At 65.2% G+C, this 19,360-nt stretch carries 19 protein-coding genes; 9 read left to right on the top strand and 10 right to left on the bottom strand.

Annotated features, from left to right (window positions below):
* Positions 1-118: 118 nt before the first annotated feature.
* Genes KZO25_RS18080 through dgoD form a run of 3 tightly spaced genes read right to left on the bottom strand, consistent with a single transcriptional unit; the run spans position 119 to position 2,842 of the window.
* Positions 119-724 carry a 2-dehydro-3-deoxy-6-phosphogalactonate aldolase gene (locus tag KZO25_RS18080; RefSeq protein WP_223138013.1) on the bottom strand — a complete coding sequence of 202 codons (606 nt, stop codon included), beginning with the start codon at positions 722-724 and terminating at the stop codon, positions 119-121.
* Positions 721-1,683 (bottom strand): 2-dehydro-3-deoxygalactonokinase, encoded by a 963-nt coding sequence (locus KZO25_RS18085; RefSeq protein ID WP_223138014.1) that lies wholly within the window; start codon positions 1,681-1,683, stop codon positions 721-723. Before KZO25_RS18085 ends, KZO25_RS18080 begins: the two co-directional genes overlap by 4 nt.
* 10 nt (positions 1,684-1,693) lie before the next feature.
* Positions 1,694-2,842 carry a galactonate dehydratase gene (gene dgoD, locus KZO25_RS18090; protein WP_223138015.1) on the bottom strand — a complete coding sequence of 383 codons (1,149 nt, stop codon included), beginning with the start codon at positions 2,840-2,842 and terminating at the stop codon, positions 1,694-1,696.
* A 163-nt stretch (positions 2,843-3,005) separates the two neighbouring features.
* Here dgoD and KZO25_RS18095 point away from each other — a divergent pair, with 163 nt between their 5' ends.
* Complete coding sequence (locus KZO25_RS18095; protein ID WP_223138016.1) at positions 3,006-3,776, top strand: aldolase/citrate lyase family protein; 771 nt, start codon at positions 3,006-3,008, stop codon at positions 3,774-3,776.
* A 52-nt stretch (positions 3,777-3,828) separates the two neighbouring features.
* Here the strand turns inward: KZO25_RS18095 and KZO25_RS18100 are convergent, their stop codons facing one another.
* A complete protein-coding gene (locus KZO25_RS18100; RefSeq protein WP_223138017.1) occupies positions 3,829-5,262 on the bottom strand; it encodes an FAD-binding oxidoreductase in 1,434 nt (477 codons plus the stop codon).
* A 1-nt stretch (position 5,263) separates the two neighbouring features.
* Positions 5,264-6,565, bottom strand: coding sequence for an L-fuconate dehydratase (locus tag KZO25_RS18105; RefSeq protein ID WP_223138018.1), 1,302 nt, complete (start codon positions 6,563-6,565; stop codon positions 5,264-5,266).
* A gap of 231 nt (positions 6,566-6,796) precedes the next feature.
* Here KZO25_RS18105 and KZO25_RS18110 point away from each other — a divergent pair, with 231 nt between their 5' ends.
* The 8 genes from KZO25_RS18110 to nanR all read left to right on the top strand — a co-directional run bounded on the left by KZO25_RS18110 (position 6,797) and on the right by nanR (position 14,743).
* Positions 6,797-7,561 (top strand): SDR family NAD(P)-dependent oxidoreductase, encoded by a 765-nt coding sequence (locus tag KZO25_RS18110; protein WP_223138019.1) that lies wholly within the window; start codon positions 6,797-6,799, stop codon positions 7,559-7,561.
* Positions 7,558-8,556: a 4-hydroxythreonine-4-phosphate dehydrogenase PdxA gene (pdxA, locus tag KZO25_RS18115; RefSeq protein WP_223138020.1), complete on the top strand. Its 999-nt coding sequence runs from the start codon at positions 7,558-7,560 to the stop codon at positions 8,554-8,556. The genes KZO25_RS18110 and pdxA overlap by 4 nt, the downstream gene beginning before the upstream one ends.
* Positions 8,553-9,761 carry a four-carbon acid sugar kinase family protein gene (locus tag KZO25_RS18120; protein ID WP_223138021.1) on the top strand — a complete coding sequence of 403 codons (1,209 nt, stop codon included), beginning with the start codon at positions 8,553-8,555 and terminating at the stop codon, positions 9,759-9,761. The genes pdxA and KZO25_RS18120 overlap by 4 nt, the downstream gene beginning before the upstream one ends.
* 94 nt (positions 9,762-9,855) lie before the next feature.
* Positions 9,856-10,851, top strand: a complete 996-nt coding sequence (locus tag KZO25_RS18125; protein WP_223138022.1) for a sialic acid TRAP transporter substrate-binding protein SiaP — start codon at positions 9,856-9,858, stop codon at positions 10,849-10,851.
* A gap of 62 nt (positions 10,852-10,913) precedes the next feature.
* Positions 10,914-11,459, top strand: coding sequence for a TRAP transporter small permease (locus KZO25_RS18130; RefSeq protein ID WP_223138023.1), 546 nt, complete (start codon positions 10,914-10,916; stop codon positions 11,457-11,459).
* Entirely contained in the window at positions 11,460-12,839 is a 1,380-nt protein-coding gene (locus tag KZO25_RS18135) for a TRAP transporter large permease (RefSeq protein WP_223138024.1), read from the top strand. It abuts the gene before it with no gap.
* A gap of 24 nt (positions 12,840-12,863) precedes the next feature.
* Positions 12,864-13,955 (top strand): Ldh family oxidoreductase, encoded by a 1,092-nt coding sequence (locus KZO25_RS18140; RefSeq protein ID WP_223138025.1) that lies wholly within the window; start codon positions 12,864-12,866, stop codon positions 13,953-13,955.
* A 65-nt stretch (positions 13,956-14,020) separates the two neighbouring features.
* Complete coding sequence (gene nanR, locus KZO25_RS18145) at positions 14,021-14,743, top strand: transcriptional regulator NanR (protein ID WP_066451417.1); 723 nt, start codon at positions 14,021-14,023, stop codon at positions 14,741-14,743.
* Between the two features lie 81 nt (positions 14,744-14,824).
* On the opposite strand, the gene KZO25_RS18150 is transcribed toward nanR, so the two are convergent.
* The 5 genes from KZO25_RS18150 to kduD all read right to left on the bottom strand — a co-directional run bounded on the left by KZO25_RS18150 (position 14,825) and on the right by kduD (position 19,346).
* Entirely contained in the window at positions 14,825-16,465 is a 1,641-nt protein-coding gene (locus KZO25_RS18150) for a UxaA family hydrolase (protein WP_223138026.1), read from the bottom strand.
* Positions 16,443-16,643, bottom strand: a complete 201-nt coding sequence (locus KZO25_RS18155; protein ID WP_066449272.1) for a hypothetical protein — start codon at positions 16,641-16,643, stop codon at positions 16,443-16,445. The genes KZO25_RS18150 and KZO25_RS18155 overlap by 23 nt, the downstream gene beginning before the upstream one ends.
* A 12-nt stretch (positions 16,644-16,655) precedes the next feature.
* Positions 16,656-17,507: an ureidoglycolate lyase gene (locus KZO25_RS18160; RefSeq protein WP_223138027.1), complete on the bottom strand. Its 852-nt coding sequence runs from the start codon at positions 17,505-17,507 to the stop codon at positions 16,656-16,658.
* A gap of 16 nt (positions 17,508-17,523) precedes the next feature.
* On the bottom strand, positions 17,524-18,273 hold the full coding sequence (locus KZO25_RS18165) for an SDR family oxidoreductase (protein ID WP_223138028.1): 750 nt from the start codon (positions 18,271-18,273) through the stop codon (positions 17,524-17,526).
* Positions 18,274-18,593: 320 nt separating this feature from the next.
* On the bottom strand, positions 18,594-19,346 hold the full coding sequence (gene kduD, locus KZO25_RS18170) for a 2-dehydro-3-deoxy-D-gluconate 5-dehydrogenase KduD (RefSeq protein ID WP_223138029.1): 753 nt from the start codon (positions 19,344-19,346) through the stop codon (positions 18,594-18,596).
* Positions 19,347-19,360 lie beyond the last annotated feature (14 nt).

Here is a 19,360-nt window from a genome sequence, read left to right on the forward strand (position 1 = left end):
CCGGTGGTGTGAGAGGACGGGGGAGGCGACTCCCCCTCCTACTCGATTCGCTCTTCGGTCAAGTCGATCAGTGCCAGCACTTACACGCCCCTGCCATCCTATAACCATTCGGTTGACTTCACTCGCCAGCGACCTGCCAGGCGGCTACCAGCTCGCGAGCCTGCTGCTCTACCTGCTCGGGGGACTGGCCAGGCTTGTAGAGGGCGCTACCCAGTCCTGCACCGTCGATGCCGGCGGCACGCCAAGCGGAGAAGGTCTCGATACCGATGCCGCCCACCGCATAGAGCTGGCAGCCCGCAGGCAGCACGGCGCGCAGTGCCTGCATCCCGGCGATGCCCACCTGGACGGCGGGGAATAGCTTGAGCCCGGTGGCACCGGCCTCCAGGGCGTCGAAGGCCTCGGAGGGAGTAACGATCCCTGGCCAGCTCTGCAAGCCGAGGCGGCGGGTTTCCTCTATCACTGCCGGGTGACAGTTGGGCGAGACCACCAGCTGCCCGCCGGCAGCATGAACGTCGTGCACCTGCGCTGTCGTCAGCACGGTGCCGGCGCCCACAAGAGCACGGTCGCCCAGTGCTTCGGCCAGGCGGCGGATGCTTTCCAGAGGCTCGGGGGAGTTGAGTGGTACCTCGAGGATGGTGATGCCGGCGGCGGCTACCGCCTCGCCCATCGGCACCGACTCATCGGGGGTGACGCCACGCAGAATGCCGATCAGGGGCAAGGTCATGGGGATTTTCCAGAGTTTGTAAGCGCCCGATATGCCAGTTCGAGGCCGGCCAGTACTGCAGTCTCGCCGTCAAGGCGCCGGCTTTCGTGTCCGAGAGCCTCGAGTGCCATGGCGTAGCGTGCGCTGAGCGCGGCGTTACCGATCAGGGTAATGGGGCCATCCAGCTTGTCCAGCCCGGCCAGTTCCAGGCCGATGGTCAGCCCCGACAGGCGCGCGGCCAGCCGTGCTCCGCGAGCCTCTCCGGTGGGCAAGTCAGCGTCCAGCAGGTCGGCGGCTCGAAGGCCGAAAAGCCATGTCGGGAAGCGGCCGGGAACTGACAGGATCTCGTGGATGGCGGTGCAGAAGGCCTCACGGCAGGCGGGATCGGCCAGGTCGTCTTCGCCGATGGATTGTCTCAACACGGATTCACGAGCCAGCAGTCTGTAGAGCTCTCCGGTCATGCAGGTGGTGAAGTGTGTCACTGCGCCATTCTCGAGCCGTGCCCACTTGGCGTGGGTGCCCGGCAGGCAGGCCAGGCCTGAGAAGAGGGGCTCGCGGGCAACCAGCCCTGCCAGCTGGGTCTCCTCGCCGCGCATGACGTCGAAGTTGCCAGGTGCGGTTTGGCAGAGCCCCGGCAGCAGCCGTACTCTTAGGCGCGGGTCGCTGAGCGGCGGAGACACGGCACCCTGCACCAGGTCCTCCAGTCGGGTCGGCACTGCCAGGTAGGCGGCCTCTCGCCAGCCCTGGCGGGCACCCGCCATACCGCAGATCACGACGTCAACGAGGCCGGTGCCTGACAGCCAGTCTCCGATCACCTCCAGCAGTGCATTCTCGTATTCGCCAGGCGATAGCGAGAGCATTCCGCGCTCGCTGCTGCCACGGACCAGCACCTCGCCCTGGTCGTCCAGAGCCCAGGCGCGCAGGTTGCTGGAGCCCCAGTCCACTGCGATCCAACTGGGCCTCCTAGTGTGTGTTGGCATGTTGCCTCTCTTACCATTCAGCGATGGAGCCGTCTGCATGGGTCCACACCGGATTGCGCCAGCGATGACCGACCCTGGCGCGCTCCTCGACGAAGGCCTCGTCGATCTCCACACCGAGCCCGGGACCCGAAGGAATGGCACAGAAGCCGTCCTCAATGGCCAGCACCGACTTGTCGACCAGATAGTCGAGAACGTCGTTGTCGCGATTGTAGTGAATGCCCATGCTCTGCTCTTGAATGAAGGCGTTGTGGCACACCGCATCCAGCTGCAGCGAGGCGGCCAGTGTCAGCGGGCCCAGCGGGCAGTGGGGTGCCAGTGCCACGTCATGGGCCGATGCCAGGGTGGCGATCTTCAATCCCTCGCTGATGCCACCACAGTGGGAGAGGTCGGGCTGAACGATATCGATCATGCCGTCGGCCAGCAGATCGCGGAACTCGAAGCGGGTGTGCAGTCGCTCGCCGGTGGCCAGGGGGTAGCCGAGCCCACCGGCGATCTGCTTGAGGCAGGGCAGGTGCTCGGGGGCCACCGGCTCCTCGACGAACATCGGGTGGAAGGGCTCCAGCTCGCGCAGCAGGGCCTTGGCCATGGGGCGATGCACCCGGCCATGGAAGTCGATGGCGATGCCCACATCCGGACCCACCGCCTCGCGTGCCTCGGCCACCCGGGCAACGGCCCCGTCAATCCTGTGGTGGCTGTCGACGATCTGCATCTCGGCGGTACCGTTCATCTTGAAGGCAGTAAAACCCTGCTCCACCAGCGCCCTGGCGCCGGCGCCGACGTCATCGGGGCGGTCGCCGCCGGTCCAGGCGTACATGCGCATCCGGTCGCGCACCGCGCCGCCCAGCAGCTGGTGGACCGGCACGCCAAGGTCGCGACCCTTGAGGTCCCACAGCGCCTGGTCGATGCCGGCGATGGCGCTCATCAGGATGGGGCCGCCGCGGTAGAAGCCGCCGCGGTACAACAGGTTCCACAGGTGCTCGACGCGGTGAGGATCCTGGCCGACCAGATAGTCGGCCAACTCGTGGACGGCGGCTTCCACGGTGGCGGCACGGCCCTCGATGACCGGCTCGCCCCAGCCGTAGCAGCCCTCGTCGGTCTCGATCTTTAGGAACAGCCAGCGCGGCGGCACCTGCCAGGTCCTGAGTCGGGTGATCTTCATCGTATGCCTCGCGTAGAACAGGCGTCACTGATGGGTGGCTGTCCGAGTGTTGGCTGTTGTATGTCAGTCCATTTCTAGAGCATGTATGCTTGTATGACAAGTTGCGTCAGTGAAAAACCCAAGGCTCGGATCTTGTCGACTTGCCCTATACAGGAGGGTCTCCATGCACTTGGCACGAAACGATTTCAAGCGGCGACTGCTGGGCGGTGAGCCCTTGGCCGGTATCTGGCTGGGGCTGGCGAACCCCTATGTGGCAGAGCTTGCGGCCACTGCCGGCTTCGACTGGCTGCTGGTGGATGGCGAGCACGCTCCCAATGACCTCGCCAGCCTGCTCGGCCAGTTGCAGGCCATCGCGCCCTATGCCAGTGCACCCGTGGTGCGCCCACCCGAGGGCAGCACTGCGCTGCTCAAGCAGTACCTCGATGTCGGGGTGCAGAACCTGCTGATTCCGATGGTGGAAACGGCTGACCAGGCCGCCGAGCTGGTGGCCGCTACCCGCTATCCACCGCAGGGTATCCGTGGCATGGGCAGTGCGCTGGCCCGTGCCTCGCGCTGGGGCCAGATTGAAGATTACCTCGAGCGTGCCGATGACGAGATCTGCCTGATCCTTCAACTGGAGAGCCCCCGAGCGCTCGCCAATCTGGAGGCCATTGCCGCCGTGGACGGGGTCGATGGCCTGTTCGTGGGGCCGGCAGACCTCTCCGCAGCCATGGGCTATCGCGGTGATCCGGGGCATCCGGAGGTTCGCACGGTCATCGACGATGCCATCGTGCGTATTCGTGCCGCCGGCAAGGTGGCCGGAATCATCTCCCTGAGCGAGGAGGAGGCCCGCGGCTACCAGGCGGCAGGGTGCGGCTTTGTCGGGGTGGGGGTCGACGCCCTGCTGCTGGCCCAGGCGCTACGTGACCTGGCCGGGCGATTCCGCCCGGCCTGATGCTTTGGGGTGCTGCTGGGCCGTAGGCCGGGACAGGCTTCGAGGTGGCGCTTCAGCGGTGCGCAGGCAGGATCCGGCCTGGATTCATCAGCCCCTCAGGGTCGAACAGCGCCTTGATGCCCTCCGCCAGTTCACGCTCCACCGGCGAGAGACGTGCCAGGTAGGCGGCCTGCTTGGTACGGCCGATGCCATGCTCGGCGCTGATACTGCCGCCGAAGTCGTCGAGAATCTCGAACAGCCGCACCTCCAGCGCGTGGAGGTGCGGCTTTTTCTCCTCCTCAGGCATGTCGGTTGGCGGCAGGATGTTGAAGTGCAGGTTGCCGTCGCCCACATGGCCGTAGGCGATGATCTCGCAGTCGGGTGAGCGCTCGAGTATTGCCTGGCTGGCCTGTATCACGAAGGCGGAAATCGCCGAGATGGGTACCGAGATGTCGGTGCGCAGGTGTTCGCCACGTCGCCGCTGCCCTTCCAGCATGCTCTCGCGGAACTGCCAAAGGCGTGCGGCCTGGGCCTCGCTTCCGGACAGGGCACCGTCCAGCACCAGCCCGGTTTCCATTCCCCGTTCCAGCAGCTGTTCGAGCATGACGTCCAGGTCCAGGGCACCGCTGGCGCTCACTTCCATCAGTACGTACCAAGGGTAGGAGGTGCCCAGAGGGTCGCTCAGCTCGGGGCTAGCCTCCATTGCCAGCTCCAGGCAGCGTCGCGGCATCAGCTCGAAGGCACTGAGCAGGTCGCTGCACTCGCGGCGTGCCCGGCCGTAGAGGTCGACCACTGCGTCCACCGAGGGCAGTCCGAGTAGCGCCGTGCGGCTCTGTGTGGCGCGGGGCGAGAGCTTGAGCACGGCACCGGTGACGATGCCCAGCGTGCCCTCGCTGCCGAGGAACAGCTGGGACAGGGCGTAGCCGCGGTTGTCCTTGTGCAGGGCGGTCAGGCCGTTCCAGATGCGTCCGTCGGGCAGCACCACCTCCAGGCCCAGCACTAGCTGGCGCATCATGCCGTGGCGCAATACGTTGAGTCCGCCAGCGTTGGTGGCGATGTTGCCGCCAATCTGACAGCTGCCCTGGGCGCCCAGCGAGAGGGAGAAGTCGCAGTCTTGCTCGGCAGCGAGCTGCTTGACGTGTTCCAGGATGCAGCCGGCGTCCACCGTCATGGTGAAATTCACCGCATCGATCTCGCGGATTCGATCCAGGCGTTCCAGGCTGATCACCAGCTCGCCGCCGTCAGCCGCGGGCATGGCGCCGGCCACCAGGCCGCTGTGCCCCCCCTGGGGTGTCATGGCCACGCCGTGGGCATGACAGAGTCGCACTGTCTCGGCCACCTCCTGGGTGGTGGCTGGCCGAGCCACCGCCAGGGGCAGGCCAAGACGGTCACCCGCCCAGTCGCTCAGATAACGGGCCATGGCCTCGGGGTCGCGGAGCAGGCCGCGGGCCCCCAGGCGCTGGTGCAGGGTGTCGAGCAAGTCGCCGTGCGAGGTTGAACGGGACATGTCAGGCCTCCTCCTGCCAGGCGGCGCCATCCGGGTAGCGGTGCCGGACCAGGGACTCGGGGTGCATGGTGATGCTGTAGCCCGGCGCTTCGGGCACCCGGTAGCGACCGCGCTCGATCACCACAGGATCGAGAAAATGATCGTGCAGGTGGTCGACGTATTCCAGCACTCGTCCCTGGAGGCTGCCGGAGACAGCGATGTAGTCGAACAGCGAGATGTGCTGGGTGTACTCGCAAAGCCCCACGCCGCCGCCATGGGGACAGACCGGCACACCGAACTTGGCGGCCATCAGTACCACCAGGATCACCTCGTTGAGGCCGCCCAGGCGAGCGGCATCCAGCTGGCAATAGTCCAGCGCCTCGGCCTGGAAGAACTGCTTGAACATCACCTTGTTGTGACAGTGCTCGCCGGTGGCCACGCCGATGGGCGATACGCGCTGACGAATCTCGGCATGGCCGAGGATGTCGTCGGGGCTGGTGGGTTCCTCGATCCAGAGGGGATCGAATTCGGCCAGGCGGCGCATCTTGGCTACCGTCTCGTCGACCTCCCACACTTGATTGGCATCCATCATCAATACGTTGTTCCAGCCGATCTCCTCACGCAGCAGCGCGGCCCGGCGGGCATCCTCCTCGATGTTGCCACCGATCTTCTGCTTGAAGTGGGTCCAGCCCTCGGCCAGGGATTCGCGAGCCAGCCGCCGCACCTTGTCATCGTCGTAGCCGAGCCAACCCGCCGAGGTGGTGTAGCCGGGATAGCCCTCGCGACGCATCTCCGCCTCCCGGGCGCCCTTGCCGGCAGCCTGGCGGCGGAGCAGGGCAATGGCCTCCTCGGGCGTCAGCGCATCGGTCACGAACCGGAAGTCGAGGCAGCGCACCAGGGCCTCCGGGGTCATGTCGGTCAGCAGCTTCCAGACCGGCTTGCCCTCGCACTTGGCCCACAGGTCCCACACTCCGTTGACCAGTGCGGCTGTCGCCAGGTGAATGGCACCCTTGTCGGGTCCAATCCACCGCAGCTGGCTGTCACCGGTGATCTCGCGCCAGAAAGCGCCCATGTTCTCGGTGATGGAGGCCAGCGAGCGTCCTTCCACCAGTGGTGCCAGCGAGCGAACGGCGGTGACCACGATCTCATTGCCGCGGCCGATGGTGAAAGTGAGCCCGTGCCCCTCAGGGCCATCGTCATCGGTATGCAGGATCACGTAGGTGGCGGAGTAGTCAGGCGCGGCGTTCATGGCGTCAGAGCCGTCCAGCGAGCGCGAGGTGGGGAAACGAATGTCCTGAATCTCGACGCGGGTGATGGTGGGCATGGGGGTCTCCTGTGATGGCCCAGGCCGATGTCATTCGGCCTGGGCCCGCCGGCTTGCGGGGTGGAAAGCTGGCGTCTGGTCAGCCTTGGGCTAACATGCTATTGATGTCGTCTTGTATGACAGGTATGCCATGAACACTATAGCAACGAGTCGCGATCCTTCGATAGTCAGTCTGGCCGTCGCGTCTGCGGCTCACTGACAACACGGGATGGCCCGCATCGGGAGAGACGCATGTTCGACGAGTGGAGAGGCAAGCGGGTGCTGGTAACCGGCGCCAGCCGGGGTATCGGGGCGGCAGTGGCCAGGCAGCTAGGCGCACTGGGGGCCACGGTGGCCGTTCACTATCACGCCAGCGAAGCGGCTGCCGAAGCGGTGGTGGCGGCGATTCGTGATGCCGGAGGGGAGGGGTTCACGCTCAAGGGCGATGTCAGCAGCTCCAGCGAGGTGGCACGCATCGTCGACGAAGCCGCCGACAGGCTGGGGGGGCTTGATGTGTTGATCAACAATGCCGGCGACATGCTGGGTCGGGTCTCCCTGGGTGAGATGGACGACAGCCAGTACGACAGGGTGATGGATCTCAACGCCCGCTCGGTGGTGATGGCGAGCCAGGCAGCGCTGCCCCATTTCCGCCGTCAGGGCAGCGGGAACATCATACACACCACCTCCATCGCTGCACGCAACGGCGGTGGTCTAGGTGCCGGCCTCTACGCCTCGGCCAAGGGCTTCGTCAGCACCCTGACCCGTAACATGGCCAAGGAGTTGGCCGGGGAAAACATTCGCGTCAATGCCGTGGCCCCCGGCACCATCGACACCGATTTCCATGGTCGTCATTCCAACGAGGACCACCTGACGGCCGCGCGTGCCTCCATCCCCATGGGCCGACTGGGTACCTCGGAGGAGTGCGTCGGGGCCTACCTGTTCCTGGCCACCGATGCCTTGAGCGGCTATGTCACGGGGCAGGTCATCGAAGTCAACGGCGGGCAGCTGATGCCATGAGTGCCGATACCCGCTTCGCTATCGCCATCACCATGGGAGACCCGGCGGGCATCGGCCCCGAGATCATTTGCCGGGCACTGGATGTCATGTCCCCCGCCGAGCGGGCCTCTACGCTGCTGGTCGGTGATCCGGCGATCTATCGCCGTGCTGCGGGATTGCTCGATGTCGAGCTGGTATTCGCCCCGCTCGACTCTCGGGCAGCGCCCGAGGGCAGTGTCGCGGTCGCAGTGGTTGAGCAGCCCGACGGCGTGGAGATTCCCGACGGACGAATCAGTGCCGCCGCCGGTGACATGGCCTTCCGCTGCGTGAAAGCTGCGGTAGAGCTGGTGCAGGCAGGGCGCGCCGGGGTGATCGTCACTGCCCCGCTCAACAAGGCGGCACTGCATGCCGGCGGTCATCACTACGACGGCCATACCGGCATGCTGGCGGCGCTGACCGGAGCGCCGTCCTCGTTCATGCTGCTGGCTTCCGAGACACTCTCGACCTTGCATGTCTCCACCCATGTCTCGCTGGGCGAGGCGATCGAACGGGTCACTCCCGAGCGCATCGCAGCCACGGTGAGAGCAGGGCATGCGCATCTGGTCGCTCTCGGCACGGCGGCGCCGCGCATCGCCGTGGCCGGGCTCAACCCCCACTGCGGTGAGGGCGGCATCTTCGGCGACGAGGACGACCGTATCATCGCCCCGGCGGTGCAGTCGCTGCGCGAGGCGGGGCTGGACGTGGAGGGCCCGATCTCGGCGGACACCGTCTTCTACCGGGCGAGCCGCGGCGAGTTCGACCTGGTGGTGGCCCAGTACCACGACCAGGGCCACATCCCGGTGAAGCTCATCGCGTTCGACACCACGGTCAACGTCAGCCTCGGACTGCCGGTCCAGCGCACCTCGGTGGATCACGGCACGGCTTTCGATATCGCCTGGCAGGGTCGGGCGGACGCCACCAATCTGGGCTCGGCCATCGCCTACGCTCGCCGGCTGGTGGCAGGGAGTCGTGCATGAGCCGCTGCCGGGTCGCGATCATCGCCGATGATCTGACCGGAGCGTTGGATGCCGCCGCTCCCTTCGCCGCCCGCGGTGCCTCGACGCGGGTGGTGATCGCGCTGGAGCGGCTCGAGGGAGCACTCGAGGCCTGGGAGGGTGAGCGGCCCGAGGTGATCGCCGTCAATACCGAGTCTCGGCACCTGGCGGCCGTGGCCGCGGCGGCGAGGGTGGAGAGGGCGGCTCGCTGCCTGTCACGGGTTGAGCCCAGGCTGTGGTTCAAGAAGATCGATTCGACCCTTCGGGGCCAGGTGGTGGCCGAGTCACTCGCCTTGCGACGGTTTACCGGCCGTCGCCTGGTGCTGGCCCCGGCGGTGCCGGCCCAGGGGCGCACCGTGTGCAATGCCGAGGTCCATGTTGACGGCATACCTCTGGGCGCAACGTCGTACGGGCAGGATACCCGAGCGGCGCCTCCGCCAGGTGCGCTGGACCGCTTGTTCGCCGACCAGGGGCTGCCCATGGTGCGGTATCGGCCGGCGCAGGGGGCTACCCTGCCGGTCGGGGACTGCGTCTGCGATACGGCCGATCAGGCTGACCTGTTCCATGTCTATGAGGCCATGGCCACCGAGGCTTCCCGGTGGCTGGCGGTGGGTGCAGCGGGGCTGGCTACGATCATGGCCCAGCACCTGTTCGGCTGCCAGAGGGCACGTAGGCACTCGCTGGGGGATTTCGGACGACGCCTTTACGTGGTGGGTTCGCGTAGCCCCCGTGCCGTGGAGCAGCTGGCGAGATTGTGTCAGGCCTCGCCCCGGCTTCCGGTGAGCGAGGCGCTACGACCCCAGGCGGAAGCACCGGCAGGAGACGAGGGTGCCATGGTGCTGGTGCCTGGCACGGGGGCCGGGGAGGAGTCGGCCGAGGCCGTCGCCGCCGCCATGGGTGAACGGGTCGCGATGCAGGTGGCGCACTGGCCTGGGGGTGCCGGGGTGCTGCTTCTTACCGGCGGTGATACCGCCATGGCAGCCCTTCAGCGGCTGGATGTGGAATCCATTGAGGTCGACGGTGAGTGGGCCCCCGGAGTCGTATTGGGACGACTCGATGGGGATCCGCTGAGAGCGGTGATCACCAAGGCGGGAGGCTTCGGTGAGCCCGACCTGTTGGCGGTGCTGGAGGACGTGCTGGGGGCAGCTGATGGCAGGCAGGGGCACTGTGGCCAACGTCGGCGATAGTGGAGGTTGCGCCACCCTTCGGGACGGTCTAGGTTTGTCAGTGGTGGTATGATACGTATACAGCAAGACATTCAGTCTAATGGAGAACAACAAGATGACTCATTCACGCCAACTCAAGCTGGTCCGCTGGTTTTCCATGACCCTGCTGGCCTCGGGCATCGGCATCGCCGGGATGGCCCAGGCGCAGGAGAACCTGCGGTTCGCTCATGTCTACGAGACCTCTGAACCCTTCCACCGCTGGGCCGAGTGGGCCGCTGAGCAGATCGAGGAACGCACCGACGGGCGCTACGCGATCAGCGTGCATCCGGCCTCTTCACTGGGCAACGAGGAGAACATCAACGAGGGGCTGACCCTGGGTACCGTGGACATCATCTATACCGGTGCGCAGTTCGCCGGACACGCCTATGGGCCCATGGGTATCGCCGGTGCACCCTACATGTTCCGCGATTTCGATCACTGGCAGGCTTACGCTGAGAGCGAGCTGTTCGAGGAAATCGCCGCCGGGTATCAGGATCAGACCGGCCATGTGCCGATTGCCCTCAACTACTATGGCGAGCGGCATGTCACCTCGAACAAGCCGATCAACGTTCCAGAGGACATGGAGAACCTGCGGATTCGGGTGCCGGGTGCGCCGCTGTACATGATGTTCCCGCGGGCGGCTGGCGCCAACCCCACGCCTATCGCCTTCGATGAGGTCTACCTGGCGCTGCAGCAGGGTGTGGTGGATGCTCAGGAAAACCCGCTGCCGGCGATTCGTGCCATGGCTTTCCATGAGGTGCAGGAGTACATCAACCTGACAGGGCATGTCACCGACTCGCTGATTACCATTGTCAGTGGCACCCGCTGGAATCAGCTCTCCGAGGAGGACCGCGAGATTTTCCGCGAGGTGTTCCAGGAAGCGGCCGAGAACAATACTGCGGATATCGTCCAGTCCGAACAGGAGCTTGCTGCCTGGTTCGAGGAGCAGGGTAACGTCATTAACGAGGTCGATCGCGAGCCCTTCCGCGATATCACCGTACCCCACCACCTCGGTGATGCCGCCACCTGGGACGAAGAGACCTACGAGCGTCTGCAGGCCATCGGCCAGTGACCTAGCCATGCCACTGGGCCCCGCGTCACCCGTTTCGGGTGGGGCGGGGTAGGAGGAGCGTCATGCAGAACAAACCCGATGAGCTCGATAATGCTGTCGACCCGATGATCGATTTCGAATCGGCCTTCGACAGCGAAGAATTCCATTTCAGTGACTATGCTGCCGAGGACTACGTCGCCCTGGTCGTGTTCTGGATGCTGATCTTTGTCGTCTCACTGCAGTTCTTCACCCGCTACGTGCTCGGTGATTCGACGACCTGGACCGAGGAGGTCGCTCGCTATCTGCTGGTCGTGGTGGGTTTCGTGGGCAGCGTGCTGGCGGTTCGCAAGGGCACGCATATCATGGTCGAATTCTTCTACCGCTATATGCCGCCGTGGCTGAGCCGGCTCTTTGCCGGCTTGTGCGAGACGGTGAGCATTGGTTTCTACCTGGCCATGGCCTGGATCACCTACAAGCTCGCCGACCGTACCGCCAGCATGATGGTCTCCGTGGATCTCCCCAAGAGCCTGCTCTATTTCATCGTCTGTGCCAGCTTCGTGATGATGGCGCTGCGCGGCATTCAGCGTGTTTACCTTCGTATCCGAGCCGCACGCCAGGAGGGGGGCTGAATGTCTCGACTATCGCTGACACGCTGGCATGCACCACTGGTGACACCGCTCCTCTCGGCCACGGCGGTGCTTGGCTGCGTCATCCTGGCCGCAAGTGGCTATCACCTCTCGTTTCTGTTCTTTTCGCTGTTCACCATGCTCGTGCTGGGCGTACCCATTGCCATCAGTCTCGCCGGTGCCTGCTTGATGTTCGTGCTGGTCAGCGGCCAGGTTCCGGATATCGTGGTGGCCCATCGCATGATCAATGGTATCGACAGTTTTCCGCTGCTGGCCATTCCCTTCTTCATCTTTGCCGGCAGCCTGATGAACAATGCCGGCATTACCGAGCGCATCTTCAATTTTGCCAAGGCGCTGATGGGATGGATGCGTGGCGGATTGGGTCACGTTAACGTCGGGGCGAGTATAGTCTTTTCCGGCATGTCGGGCGCGGCAGTGGCCGACGCCGGGGGCCTCGGCATGATCGAGGTCAAGGCGATGAAGGACGCCGGCTACGACGAGGAGTTCGCCGTCGGCATCACCGCGGCGTCCTCGACCATCGGGCCGATCATTCCACCCAGCCTGCCCATGGTGATCTATGGCGTCATGGCCTCGACCTCGGTGGGACAGCTGTTCGCCGCCGGCGTGGTGCCGGGATTGCTGATGGGTGGCATGCTGATGGTGATGATCTTCCTGATTTCCCGGCGGCGAGGCTATACCCCCGATGCCCGCTTCTCGTTCGGGACGCTGGGTCGCACTTTCGGCCAGGCGTTCCTGTCATTGATGACGCCGGTGATCATTGTCGGCGGCATCCTGACTGGCGCTTTCACGCCCACCGAGTCGGCGGTGGCGGCGGTGGTCTACGCTCTGCTGCTGGGACTGGTGGTGTATCGCACGCTCACCTGGCGCAAGTTGCTCAAGGTGAGCATGGAAACCATCGAGACCACAGCGATCATTCTGTTCATCGTAGGGGCAGCCTCGATCTTCGCCTGGATCCTGTCGAGCAACCAGGTGACCCAGAATCTGGTGGCGCTGTTGGGGCCTTTCGCCGACAGCAAGATCGCCGTGCTGATGTTCTCCAATATCGTGCTGATCATCGTCGGTTGCTTCATGGAAACCATTGCCGCGATCACCATCCTGGTTCCGGTACTGCTGCCCATGGCCATTGCCGTGGGTGTCGATCCGGTTCATTTCGGTGTGATCATGGTGCTCAATCTGATGATCGGCCTGCAGACACCTCCGGTAGGCATGGTGCTCTATGTGCTATCGAGGGTGTCCAACGTCAGTTTCGAACACTGCATGCGCGGCACCATCCCGTTTCTTATCCCGCTGGTGTTCTGCCTGCTGCTGGTGACCTTCATACCGGCCATCTCCATGTGGCTGCCGACGCTGATCTACCGTTGAGCCACCGAGAGAGATAGCTTCCCGATGAACCAGACCCGTCAGGATTCACCACAGCATGACTTCCGCGTGGCGGCCGAGGACCTCGAACGATTCATGTTGGAAGTGCTTCGCCGGGCCGGTGCCGATGCGGCATCCTCGTCCGCCGTGACCCGAGCCCTGGTGACCGCCTCGCGCATGGGGACCGATAGCCATGGCCTGCGGCTCTTGCCGCACTATATCAAGGCGCTGCAGGGAGGCCGCCTGAAGGGGGCGCCCGAGATGCGCTTTACACGGCGCCTGCCGGCCACGGGCTTCCTGGACGCCGGTGATGGCGTTGGCCACCTGGCCGGTTACACGGCCATGGAGCATGCGGTAGCCATGGCCGGAGAGGTCGGCATGGGCGCGGTGGCGGTGGGGCGCTCTTCCCACTTCGGGGCCGCCGGCTGCTATGCACTGGCCGCCGCCGAGCGTGGCATGATCGGCCTGGCGTTTTGCAATTCGGACCCTTTCGTCCTGCTTCACAATAGCTTGGCACCCTTCCATGGCACGAATCCTATCGCCTTCGCGGCGCCGGTAACGGGACAGTCGCCCTACCTGCTGGACATGGCCACCAGTTCGGTGCCCTGGAACCGTGTCCAGCAGTACGGTGCCATTGGACGCGAACTGCCGGACCAGGTTGCCGCCGATGGCGAGGGGCGTGTCACCCGGATACCGGCCGAGGTCGCTGCATTGCTGCCGCTGGGTGGCAGCGACTTCGGCTTCAAGGGAGCAGGACTCGGCGGCATGGTCGAGGTCCTGAGTTCGACGCTGTCCGGCATGCTCAATGGCTTCCGACTGTTGCCCATGGGAGGGGCGGACATGTCGACCCCCCGCGGTGTCGGACACTTCTTCCTGGCGTTGAATCCGGCGGCCTTCGTCGACGAGGTGACCTTCGCGTCTTGCCTGGCCGACTACCTGGCCGATCTGCGCGCCCAGCCGGCCTCGGATGGTGGCGAGGTGCTGGCGCCGGGGGATCGCGAGTGGCGCTGCCTGGCACGGCGAGATGCCGAGGGAATCCCCCTGGATAGCGCCAACCAGGTGGCCTATGCGACGCTGGCCGAGTCATTGAGTGTCCAGCCACTGCGTCCGCTGGCCTGAGCGTGGAGGGGCCGGATTGCGGTAACATGGCTACCCAATACCGGGTCAACCAGGAGAAATAGCCCATGTCCCGATACCGGATCGAGCGAAAGACGCTCTCCGAGCAGGTCGCCGAGCAGCTCGAGGCGGACATCCTCGAGGGCCGGCTTGGCGAGAACGATCAGTTGCCCTCAGAGCGTGAACTGATGGAGCAGTTCGGCGTGGGACGCCCGGCGGTGCGAGAGGCGCTGTTCTACCTGCAGCAGCTCGGTCTGATCGCCATCAATAGCGGAACTCGGGCAAGGGTCATCCGGCCCACCGCCGAGGCGGTGATGGCACGGCTCTCCGGGGTGACCCGCCAGCTGCTTTCCAAACCCGACGGTCAGCAGTATTTCCAGGAGGCCAGGGCGCTGTTCGAGATTTCGCTGGCACGCTATGCTGCCCGCCACGCCGACGACGAGGACTTGGCTCGCCTGCGTGCGGCGTTGCAGGAGAACCGCGATGCCTTGGGTGATGAGGCGCGTTTCAAGCGCTCCGACAACGACTTCCATGGCGTGCTGGCCAGCATCGGGCAGAATCCCATCTTCGATGCCATTCACGTCGCGCTTTCCGAGTGGCTCGACGACCGCAGGGCCCAGGTATTGCAGCAGAAGGATGAGGACAAGGCGGCGCTGGCGGCCCATGTCGAGATCGTCGCGGCCATCGAATCCCGTGACCCGGACGCCGCCGAGGCGGCCATGCGCCGGCACCTCGATCGTCACTACGGCACCTATATGAAGCTCAAGAAGCGTCTCGCTACCGATGAGTGATCGGTGCCTCAGCATCGAGTACCGCCACCATGGAGAAGGCCCGCAGCCTGAGCAGCGGGCCTTCTCCATGGTGGCGCCTCACTAGAGAGACACGCCACGCTTCCAGGGAATGAAATCGTACTGGGCCAGCTCCACCGCACGCGGCCGGTAACGCCCCGATGCGGTGTCAATGCACAGCGTCAGCAACTGCTCCGCCAGATCGGCAATGCTCCTTTCCCCTCGGATGATGGGGCCGGCATCGAAGTCGATCACGTCGCTCATACGTGAGGCCAGCTCGCTGTTGCTCGAGATCTTGAGTACCGGGGTGATGGGATTGCCCGTGGGTGTACCGAGTCCAGTGGTAAAAAGGATGAGGTTGGCGCCGGAGCCAGCCAGTGCCGTGGTGGATTCCACGTCGTTTCCCGGGGAGCAGAGCAGGTTGAGCCCGGTCCTGGTGAGGGGCTCGGTGTAGTCGAGGACGTCCTCCACCGGGCTGTCGCCACCCTTCTTCGCCGCGCCGGCGGACTTCATGGCGTCGGTGATCAGGCCGTCACGGATGTTGCCGGGGGAGGGGTTCATGGAGAAGTCCGCGCCGACCCGGGCGGCATGACGCTGGTACGCGTCCATCAGCTCGCTGAAGCGCCGGGCGACGGCGTCGTCGCGGCAGCGGGCGATCAGCTCGTGCTCCACGCCACACAGCTCGGGGAACTCGCTGAGAATGCCGCTCCCGCCCAGCGCCACCAGGCGGTCCACCACGGCGCCCACCAGAGGATTGGCGGAGAGGCCGGAGAAACCGTCCGAGCCGCCGCACTCCACGCCCAGGGTTAGCGCCGAGAGCGGCGCCGGGGTGCGCTCGACCCGGTTCGCCTCGGCAAGGCCATCGAAGATGGTCGTCAGTGCCTCACGGATCAGCGCCGACTCGCTGAGGCTTGCCTGCTGCTCCAGGTAGTGTACCGGGCGCAGCCCGCCGGGATCGCGATCTGCCACGGCGGCCTTGAGCATATCGATCTGCGCTTTCTGACAGCCCAGGCTCAGCACCGTGGCGCCGGCCACGTTAGGGTGGCAGATGTAGCCTGCCAGCAGCCGGCACAGCGCCTCGGCGTCGTCGTCGGTGCCGCCGCAGCCCAGGGTATGGGTCAAGAAACGAACCCCGTCGACGTTGGGGAAGAGCCGCTCTCCCGGTGGCTCGGGTGGGGCGGTGCCAGCGACGCCGTGGAGAAGCTCCCGGGCCATGCGCTTGTAGTCGTAGTAGGGGTCTTCGCCCAATGCATCGGCCACGCACTGGCGGAGTACCTCGATGTTGCGGTTTTCGCAGAACACCAGGGGAACCACCAGCCAGACGTTCTCGGTGCCCACCTGGCCATTGGGTCGATGGTAGCCATCGAAGCTGGCGTTACGGAAGGCCGTGACGTCAGGAGCGCGCCACTTGCCGCGCCGCGCCTGAGGTTGGGTGGTGGCGGTGCTGTGTTCGGTGTTGGCGGTGGTGATGGCCGCGCCCGCGCCGATGGGGCGAGTGGCCCGCCCTACGGTGACTCCGTACATGATCACGGTGTCACCCTCGGCAAGATCGTGCATGGCGAACTTGTGCTTGTGCCGGATCGCCTCGGTGAGATGCAGGACTCGGCCACCGTCGTCGATTTCGCTGCCGGCTGGCAGGTCCTTGAGGGCGACACGCACGTTGTCGTCGGCGTGTACACGCAGGCTGGCCAGCTGGCCGCGATCACTGGCGATGGTCTGGGGCATGGTCGTCCTCCGCTACAGCGTGTTCTGGGGAATCGAGTTCGATCATCGCCTTGATCATCCCGCTGCCTGGTTCGCACCAGACGGGCAGGCGCTCTGGCATCTCGTCGAGTGGGGCGCGGTGGGTGATCATGGCACTGGCGGGCAGGCGGCCGGGCTCCTGGCAGACGACGGTTCGCATGGCGACTCCCGATCAGTGGCTGGGTTCGGCAACGACGGTTTGATGCTGCTCGCCGAGCCCCTCGATGCCCAGGCGCATGCGCTGACCGGGCTTCAGGTAGGTTGGCGGCTTCTGGCCCATTCCCACGCCGGGCGGCGTGCCGGTGGAGATGACGTCGCCCGGCTGCAGGCTCATGAAGCGGCTCAGGTAGCTGATCAGGAAAGGAATCTGGTAGACCATGGTGCGGGTGTTGCCGTCCTGGTAGCGGTGGCCGTCCACCTCCAGCCAGAGGTCCAGGGCATGGGGGTCGGAGACCTCGTCCGGGGTCACCAGCCAAGGTCCCAGCGGGCCGAAGGTGTCACAGCCTTTGCCCTTGTCCCAGGTGCCGCTGCGCTCGAGCTGGAACTCGCGCTCGGAGACGTCGTTGACAACGCAGAAGCCTGCCACGTGATCCATGGCGTCGGCCTCCCTCACGTAGCGCGCTTCCTTGCCGATCACCACGCCAAGCTCCACTTCCCAGTCTGTCTTGGTGGCGTCATGGGGGATGATGACGTCGTCGTTTGGCCCGCAGATGGCGCTGGTCCATTTGTTGAAGACTACCGGCTCCGGCGGGACGCTGGCCCCGGTTTCGGCGGCATGGTCGGAGTAGTTGAGGCCGATGCAGATGAATTTTCCGACATTTCCCACACAGGGCCCGAGGCGGGTATCGGCCGAGACCTCTGGCAGGCTTGACGCGTCAAGCGCGGACAGCCGGGCCAGGAAGTCGCGGTTCAGGTGATGGCCGTCAAGGTCGGGCAGGTGGGCCGATAGGTCGCGGATCACGCCGTCGGCGTCGAGCAGGCCGGGTTTTTCTTGGCCCTTGGGGCCGAAGCGCAGCAATTTCATGGGGTCTCCTTTCACTTCAAATCAGCCAGCCGCCGTCGATGACCTGGGCGGTGCCGGTGGTGTAGGCGGATTCGTCCGCGGCGAGATAGGTGGCCAGGGCGGCAATTTCTTCTGGAGTGCCTAGCCGGCCGAGCGGCTGGCGGGCAAGGAAGTCGGCTAGCACCTCGGCCTCGGTGCGTCCCTGTTGATCGGCCTGATCGCGAATACGCTGGCGCAGCGAGGGGGAATCCACGGTGCCGGGGCAGATGGCGTTGCAGCGGATGCCCTTGTCGATGTAGTCGGCGGCGATCGACTTGGTCAAGCCGATCACTGCCGCCTTGGTGGTGCCGTAGGCGCAGCGGTTGGGTACCCCCTTGAGGCTGGAGGCCACCGAGGCCATGTTGATGATGCTGCCACCTCCGTGGTCGATCATGGCCGGGAGCAAAGTTCGGGTCAGGCGTACCATGGCGGTGACGTTGAGCGCCAACGACAGCTCCCAGTCATCGTCCGAGCCGGTCAGCAGAGAGCCGCTGGCCACAAATCCTGCACAGTTGAAGAGTGCGTCCAGGGGTGGCAACTCTGCAGCCAGTGCCTCCATGGCCTGGGCGTCGAGCACATCCAGGCGGCGGGTCTCGATCCGTTCTTTACCGTCCAGGTCCTGCAGCTTCTCGCTATCGAGATCGGTGGCGATGACCCGTGCGCCCTCCGCGGCGAAGCGTAGGGCGGTAGCGCGGCCGATGCCCTGGCCGGCAGCGGTGATCAAGGCCGTCTTGTCCTTCAATCGCATGTGTTGGGCTTCCTGAGAGTGTCTTGGGATTATTGGATAAGGAGCCGTAGTGCGTTTTGGTATGACAGGATGCTAGCGTGATGGTATGCCAAATTATGGCTCACTTCCCCAGGCTTGCCAACATGGCTGGCAGGTTTGCTCGATCGCTTGCGGATGCCTGTGCCGAAAAAAAGCGGCCCAAGGGCCGCCAAAGTGTGATTTGCCATCCATCAAGGTGGGTCTCGCCCAGCGAGATACCATTCCTGGGTGCCGCAGGAAGCAGGCCCGCCGGCAGGCTTTGAAAGCCTACCGGGCAAAGCAAACGGCAGATGTCTTGCAGGTCAACGTGCCAGCCAACCGCCGTCCACTGCCAGCGTATGGCCGTTGACGTAGGCAGCGGCGTCGGAACACAGGAAGATCACGGCGCCGGCAAGGTCCTCGGGGGTGCCCCAGCGGCCGGCGGGTATGCGACCCAGGATCTCGGCACTTCGGGTGGTGTCCTCGCGTAGCGCCTGGGTGTTATCGGTAGCCATGTAGCCGGGGGCGATGGCGTTGACGGTGATGCCGTGGGTGGCCCACTCGTTGGCCAGTAGCCGGGTCAAGCCGAGGATGCCGCTCTTGCTGGCGGTGTAGGACGGAACCCGGATGCCGCCCTGGAATGACAATACAGAGGCAATGTTGACGATGCGCCCCGGCGCGTCGCGTTCTACCAGATGGCGGGCCACCGATTGGGCGAGGAAGAACGAAGCCTTTAGGTTGACGTCCACTACAGCGTCCCAGTCCTCCTCGCTGAATTCGAGGGCGGGTGCGCGACGGATGGTTCCCGCGTTGTTGATCAGGATATCGAGCCGGCCGGCTGCCTCAAGGGCGCGTGCGACGATATCGGCCGGGGCGTCATGGCTCAGTTCGGCCCGGACGTCGATATAGCGGCATCCCAGCGCCTCGATGAGTGAGCGGGTCCCGTCGGCGGCGCTGCGGTTGACCCCGACGATGTCGGCGCCGGCCTCGGCCAGCGCCACGGCCAGGCCCTGACCGAGGCCCTTGTTGGAGCCGGTGATCATGGCCACTCGGCCATGCAGATCAAAGCGTGACATGAGACTCTCCAGTT

The organism is Halomonas sp. ANAO-440 (assembly GCF_019915905.1).
Classification (GTDB): Bacteria; Pseudomonadota; Gammaproteobacteria; order Pseudomonadales; family Halomonadaceae; genus Halomonas; species Halomonas chromatireducens.